Below are 6,040 nucleotides of genomic sequence, written 5' to 3'. Positions count from 1 at the left end.
TCAACAGAATAGCGCTGATGATGTCGTTTGAAGAATACATCCGGGCCGCAAGCATCATAGTTACGAACCCATTGCCTGAAGGATCTGCTGTCAACGCCTGCATCCGCGGCTATGGAGGCATAACTGCCCTCTCCACGTTTATACTTTTCAATGAAGTGGATTTTCTCTTCGGGTGATAATCTCTTCTTGTACATAAAATGCTCCCTATCAAGCAGACAGTTTTATTATTTCTTCTGTCTACCTAATAGGGAGCATATCACCCCTTGGGCTGGCTTTTTCATGTGCAAAAACTGCGGTATAATGTAAGGGATAACTATCAGGAGGTGCCGCAATGAAAGTCTTTCATCTTTCCGATCTGCATATCGGTTTGAAACTGATCAACCATGACCTCAAAGAGGATCAGGAATACATATTGAACGAAATCATCCAATACGCCGGGGACCGTCAGCCCGATGCCATCGTGATTGCCGGAGATATCTATGACAAGGCCATTCCTTCCGCCGAAGCTGTCACCCTGTTTGATGAATTTATCACAGGTCTGGCCCATGCCGTCCCAAAGGCCGAAATCATGCTGATTTCCGGCAACCATGACAGTGCCCAGCGCGTCAATGTCTTCCGCTCCCTGCTCGCCCGCCATCATCTGCATATGATTGGGCTCCCGCCACAGACCCCTGAAGAGTATATCGAGCAAGTCACTTTGACTGACGAATATGGTCCGGTCAACTTCTACCTGCTCCCCTTCGTCAAACCGTCCATGGTCAAAGCCATCACCGGCACGGATGAAAATGGCAATAACCTGTCCTATAATGACACCCTCCATGCCCTTGTTGCACGTGAAACAATCGATACATCGCAGCGCAATGTGCTCGTCAGTCATCAATTCTATCTCTCCACTGGGGGCACGGCTGAAGATATTGCCCGCAGCGATTCCGAAATCATCACCGTGGGCAATATCGACTCCATCAACGGTGATATACTGGAACAGTTCGACTATGCAGCGCTGGGCCATATCCATAAGCCCCAACGGTTGAACGGCCAGGAATGTTATCGCTATTGCGGTACGCCTTTGGCCTGCTCGGTTAGTGAAGCGGAACAAGAAAAGGGAATCCTTGAAGTAGAACTTTTGGAAAAGGGTACTATTATCACTAACCGCCTGCCACTCAAGCCACTACGCGCCGTACGCAAATTAAAAGACTCCCTGAAAAATATCCTCGCCCTGCCCTCCGATGATTATGTCAGCATCACCCTGACCGACAAAGAAGATCTCGATGTATTCGACATGCAGGACAGACTCCGGGAAGCTTTCCCTAATCTTTTGGAAATCCAGCGGGAGGGACTGAAGCGGGTTAACTACAAAAACAGCGTCACCGCCCAGGACATGCTCTCCCCCTTTGAGCTATGCAAAAATTTTTTAGAAGATATGGACAGCGAAGAAGAAAAACTGCTTACCGAAATCATCAATGAAGTACACGTGGCACGCTGATTGGAGGACCTGGCATGAAACCAATAAAACTCACTTTGCAAGCATTTGGCTCCTATGGCGAAAAAACCAGCATTGATTTTACCCGCCCCAGCCAAAGTCTTTTTCTCGTCACAGGTGATACTGGCGCCGGCAAGACTACGATTTTCGATGCCCTGGTCTATACACTTTATGGTGAAAACAGCTCCAACACCAACAAAAAAACCGGCAATGACCTGCAAAGCCAATTTGTCGGCCGAGAAGTGGAACCCTTTGTCGAACTGACCTTCAGCGAAATGAACGGCGGCAATGAGGAAATCTATACCGTCCACCGCATTCCCGCCCATTTCCGCAAACGCCAGCGCGGCAAGGGTGGCGATATCCCGGTCAACGAAAGCATCTCGCTGACCATGCCTGATGGCACTGATTTTAATGGCAAGAATAACGAAATCAACAACAAGCTGCAGGAAATCATCGGCCTGACCAAAGAACAGTTCATGCAGGTAGGCATGATCGCCCAAGGCGAATTCATGGAGTTGTTGCGCACGGATTCCGCCACCAAGAAAGAAATTTTCCGCAAATTGTTCAACACCGATATTTTCCAGCGGATAACAGATAATTTAAAGGAGCGCAATAAGGCCGCGCAGGCAGAAATGGACAAACTCCTGCTGCGCTGCAAAGTAAAAGCTGAGGATATCCAGCTGCCGGAAGACCTGTCTGCTGACCATCCCTTGGCAGAGCTTACCAAAGCCATCCGCAAGGCCGAAAAACCGAATATCGCCGCCATCGAAAAACTGCTGGAAGAACTCACGCCACTATGTGAAGAGCTTCGCCAACAGGAAAAAGAACTCAACACAGAAAATGACGCCCTCTCTGCCCAGCGGGAAAAAAGCATTGCCGCATACACGGCAGGGAAAATCCTGGCTGACGCCTATGCGGAATTGGATAAGATCAGCCTGCAGGAAAAAGAACTCCTGGACCAACAACCCCAACAGGAAAAAGATGCCCAGCTGGCGCAGGCCATTATGAATGCCTACCAGATAAAAGCCAGCCATGACATCTACACAGGCAAGGAAAAGCTCCTGCAAACTACGATCGTTCAAATGGAACAAGAAACGTCCCGCCTCCCCCAGCTAAAGACGGCCGAAGAAGATGCACGTAAGAAAAATCAGGGCGCACAGGAAACACAAAAGCAGGAATTAACCGCCTATTCGGCCTTACAGACAAAAATTTCTGCAGCCAAAGAAAAATTCGCGGCCATCGCAGCTGCTGAAAAGGCCAGTACGGCAGCCAAGGCAAAAACTGCTGCTGCACAAGCCAAAAACACGACTGCACAAAAGGACCTAAATGACTTCAAAGCAGAGGTAAATCTCTGGCATAAACGCTTTCAGGAACTATCAACAGCCGAAGCCAAGGCGCAGGAATGGTCCGCCAAGCAGGAAAAACTACAGGCATGGCAGCAACAGAAAACAGACTTGGCAGCCTTGGAGCAAAAACTGTCCCGGGCCAAAGAAACGGCAGCAAATGCCCAGAAAAGCTTCCAACAGGCTGAGGCAAAATATCAGCAGGAACAAAAATCATATGAACATGCCCATCATATTTTCCTCAATGCCCAAGCCGGTCTTCTAGCAGCTGATTTAAAACCAGACACGCCCTGCCCGGTATGCGGCTCTACCACTCACCCTCACCCTTATGTTTTGAGCGCCGATGAACAGCCGCTGGAACGGGGGGAACTAGAAACCTGGCAAAAAAAAGTTGGACTCCTCAACACGCAACGGAATAATGCCTCCCAAAGCGCTAGTGAAGCACTGGCCACCTGCCGAAACCTCGAAGAACAATATCAAACGAACAAAGGAAAGTTCATAAACAGCCTGCAGGAAGCAAAGATATCTGCCGATACCAGCCTGCCTGACATTGCTGCAGAACTGAATAAATGGCAGGCTATCATCCAACAGAAGCTGCAAAAGTATACGCTGGAAGCCAATGAAGCCAATGCGCTCAAAGGAAAGCTCGCCACCAGCGAGACAAGACTGAAAGAGCTGGAAACCGCCGCACTGGAAGCAGATCAGGCACATAGAAAACTGGAAACCGAGTGGCAGGCATTGAACAGTCAGTTGGAAACGCTCAAAGGCCAGCAAACTTATGAATCACTTGCCACAGCAGAAGCAGAATTACAGGCCGGTCAAAAACGACTCCAACAGGCACAGGCAGCCGCCAAAGAAACGGAAATCGCCGTTTCCCTGGCGCAAAAAGCTCAGCAAGCAGCTGAAACCATCATCAAGGATTGCCAGAGCAAGCTTCCCCAGCAAACGCACGAAAAGGAAACGGCCTTTGCCGAATATCAAAAAACACGCAGCGCCAAAAAACTGACTGAAGCACAATGGCAGTCCCTGGTTGCAGAATACACCGCTCAAGATGGCGAAGCAAAACAACAAGGCTATCAAAAGTATAAGGCAGTTTATCAGGGAATCCTGGGGCAAAAAGAAGCCCAACTCAAAAACATCAATGACCAAAAGCGGCCAGACCTGACCGCACTTGCCACGGCGCAGGATACACTGAATAAGCAATGGCAGGAGTTAGATGCAAAACGCAAACGCGTTCAGCAAATGCGGCAGCGCAATGAAGAAACTGCGCAAATACTACAGGAATTACTGAGTTCCCGCAACAGCAAAATTGCCACAGCGGCCCGCATCGAAGGTCTCTACAACCGCCTCTCCGGTAAAATGAAAGGCAGCCGTATGGATATTGAAACCTTCGTCCAGCGCCATTATCTTCAGCAAATCCTTCTGGCCGCCAATTACCGCTTTGCTGAGATGTCCGCCGGACAATTTGAATTGCGCCTGATGCCTGTGGAAGATGCGGGGCAAGGCAAGAATCGCGGTCTCGACCTCCGGGTTTACTCCACCGTCACCGGTCAGGAGCGGGATATCAAAACCCTCTCAGGCGGTGAATCCTTTATGGCAGCTCTGTCGTTAGCCCTGGGTCTTGCCGACCAGATTCAGGCCAACACCGCCGCCATTAACCTCGATATCATGTTTATCGATGAAGGCTTCGGTTCCCTTGACGACCACTCCCGCAACCAAGCCATCAAAGTGCTCAAACGCCTTTCCGGCGGTGACAAGCTCATCGGCATTATCTCCCATGTAACGGAGCTCAAACAGGAAATCGACAACCAGCTTATCGTCCGCAAAAACGAAAAAGGCAGCCATGTAACATGGCAAATCAGCTGAAACAAGGCCCTGCTAGCCAATCGCTTGCAGGGCCTTGTTTCACGTGCAACATAAAGATAAAACGATATAATCAGAACCAATATTCCACTCGGCCGAACAGTTTTTCTGCTTTGCGGTCATTTTCCAACTGCTTGCCGTTAAAATAGATTGCCTTTGCCTGAACATTAGGCAAAATGGTATACTGGGCGCCCACTTCTATACCCTTGGTATTATAGAAAGCACCATCGCAGGACGGATACATGGAGGTATTGCCGCCTTGATGACGATACGAGAGATAAGCCCCCCATGAACCCTGATGCAATTTATTGGCGCCCTTATAGGCAAGATGCACGAGTCCTGAACGCTTATAGTAATCTGCGGCGGTATTCTGCATATAAGCACCCGTTAAGGATACATTCTTGTCGAAGCGGTAAGTTGCTGCACCTTCCCAGATATGCGCATTTTCTTCATTAGCACCTTTGCTGTAAAACGTATCCTTAAACATCCCACTCTTAAAATGATAATATGCTCCCGTCAAAGACAGCTTTCCCGGACTAACCGTTACCGCTAAGCTTTGGATGCTGGCCACATCCTCGCTAATCTTGCGTTTCGTTGCCCGTTTCAATGCTTCATCATAGCGCAGATTATCCTTATTTATACGGCCTGCACGAGCCTGTACCTTGACCTTCTGGCCATAGTTTACCTCAACACCGGATAATTGTGTGAAAAACATCAAATTCTTGTCATAATTTGTCGTATCTGGAATGCGCCCTATCTTCACATTGAAGTTCTTATAATTTCCCTGCGCCCAGAGCCGTTTTAAGGCCACATTATCTGTGCTGTCTTCCCGCACATCAACGGTTGAATCCAAGCGTGCATGTACGTTCCAATTCTTATTGACCTGCGCCTTAGGCTCAAGACGCAATAAAAACGCTTCTGAAGTGGAATCACTCATCTTGCCCTTGTTGTCCTCTGTTCGCTGGCTGGTGTAGGTATAACGCGCTTCCCCTGACCACTTTACCAGATCCGCATTTCGCTCTAAATTGGTCACACGTACACCAAAATTATTTAATTCCTCAGCAAACTCAGCTGCCAGCTTATCCACAAGACCTTTGTCAGCTGCACTGCCCTTATCTTTGGCCATGGCCTTAGCCACCATCTGCGCCATTTCGTAGCGAGTGATGTTGCGCGCTCCCTGATAGCTGCCATCACCATAACCTTCGATAACCCCATCCGCAGCCAGTGTCGCTATGGCATCGTATGCCCAGTGGTCTGCTGGTACATCCGAAAAAGGATTGGCAGCGGCGCTGACACCGGTAGCTGCGCCCATTACCAGACCAGCGGACAGCATGGATAAAACTGTTTTTTTCAT

General features: G+C 49.1%; 4 protein-coding genes. 2 read left to right on the top strand and 2 right to left on the bottom strand.

Going from position 1 to position 6,040, the window contains the following annotated elements; genetic code table 11:
- A partial coding sequence (locus BLQ59_RS09425) for a helix-turn-helix domain-containing protein (protein ID WP_143005282.1) occupies window positions 1–194 on the bottom strand: 194 nt, incomplete at its 3' end.
- Between the two features lie 137 nt (window positions 195–331).
- Between BLQ59_RS09425 and BLQ59_RS09420 the strand changes: the two genes are divergently transcribed.
- A complete protein-coding gene (locus tag BLQ59_RS09420; RefSeq protein ID WP_074572681.1) occupies window positions 332–1,483 on the top strand; it encodes an exonuclease SbcCD subunit D in 1,152 nt (383 codons plus the stop codon).
- 14 nt (window positions 1,484–1,497) lie between these two features.
- Window positions 1,498–4,689, top strand: coding sequence for an AAA family ATPase (locus tag BLQ59_RS09415; protein ID WP_074572679.1), 3,192 nt, complete (start codon window positions 1,498–1,500; stop codon window positions 4,687–4,689).
- A gap of 70 nt (window positions 4,690–4,759) precedes the next feature.
- Here BLQ59_RS09415 and BLQ59_RS09410 read toward each other — a convergent pair whose 3' ends face one another.
- Window positions 4,760–6,040: an S-layer homology domain-containing protein gene (locus BLQ59_RS09410; protein ID WP_014425915.1), complete on the bottom strand. Its 1,281-nt coding sequence runs from the start codon at window positions 6,038–6,040 to the stop codon at window positions 4,760–4,762.

Source organism: Pseudoselenomonas ruminantium, from assembly GCF_900104055.1.
GTDB classification, from domain to species: Bacteria; Bacillota; Negativicutes; order Selenomonadales; family Selenomonadaceae; genus Selenomonas_A; species Selenomonas_A ruminantium_C.
Note: the sequence above shows the minus strand (reverse complement) of the source record. Positions and strands in the feature narration are given on the sequence as shown.

Bases quoted from the DNA above. Each gene is read 5' to 3' on its own strand.
- BLQ59_RS09420 (WP_074572681.1), top strand. From the start codon at position 332: ATGAAAGTCTTTCATCTTTCCGATCTGCATATCGGTTTGAAACTGATC.
- BLQ59_RS09415 (WP_074572679.1), top strand. From the start codon at position 1,498: ATGAAACCAATAAAACTCACTTTGCAAGCATTTGGCTCCTATGGCGAA.
- BLQ59_RS09410 (WP_014425915.1), bottom strand. From the start codon at position 6,040: ATGAAAAAAACAGTTTTATCCATGCTGTCCGCTGGTCTGGTAATGGGC.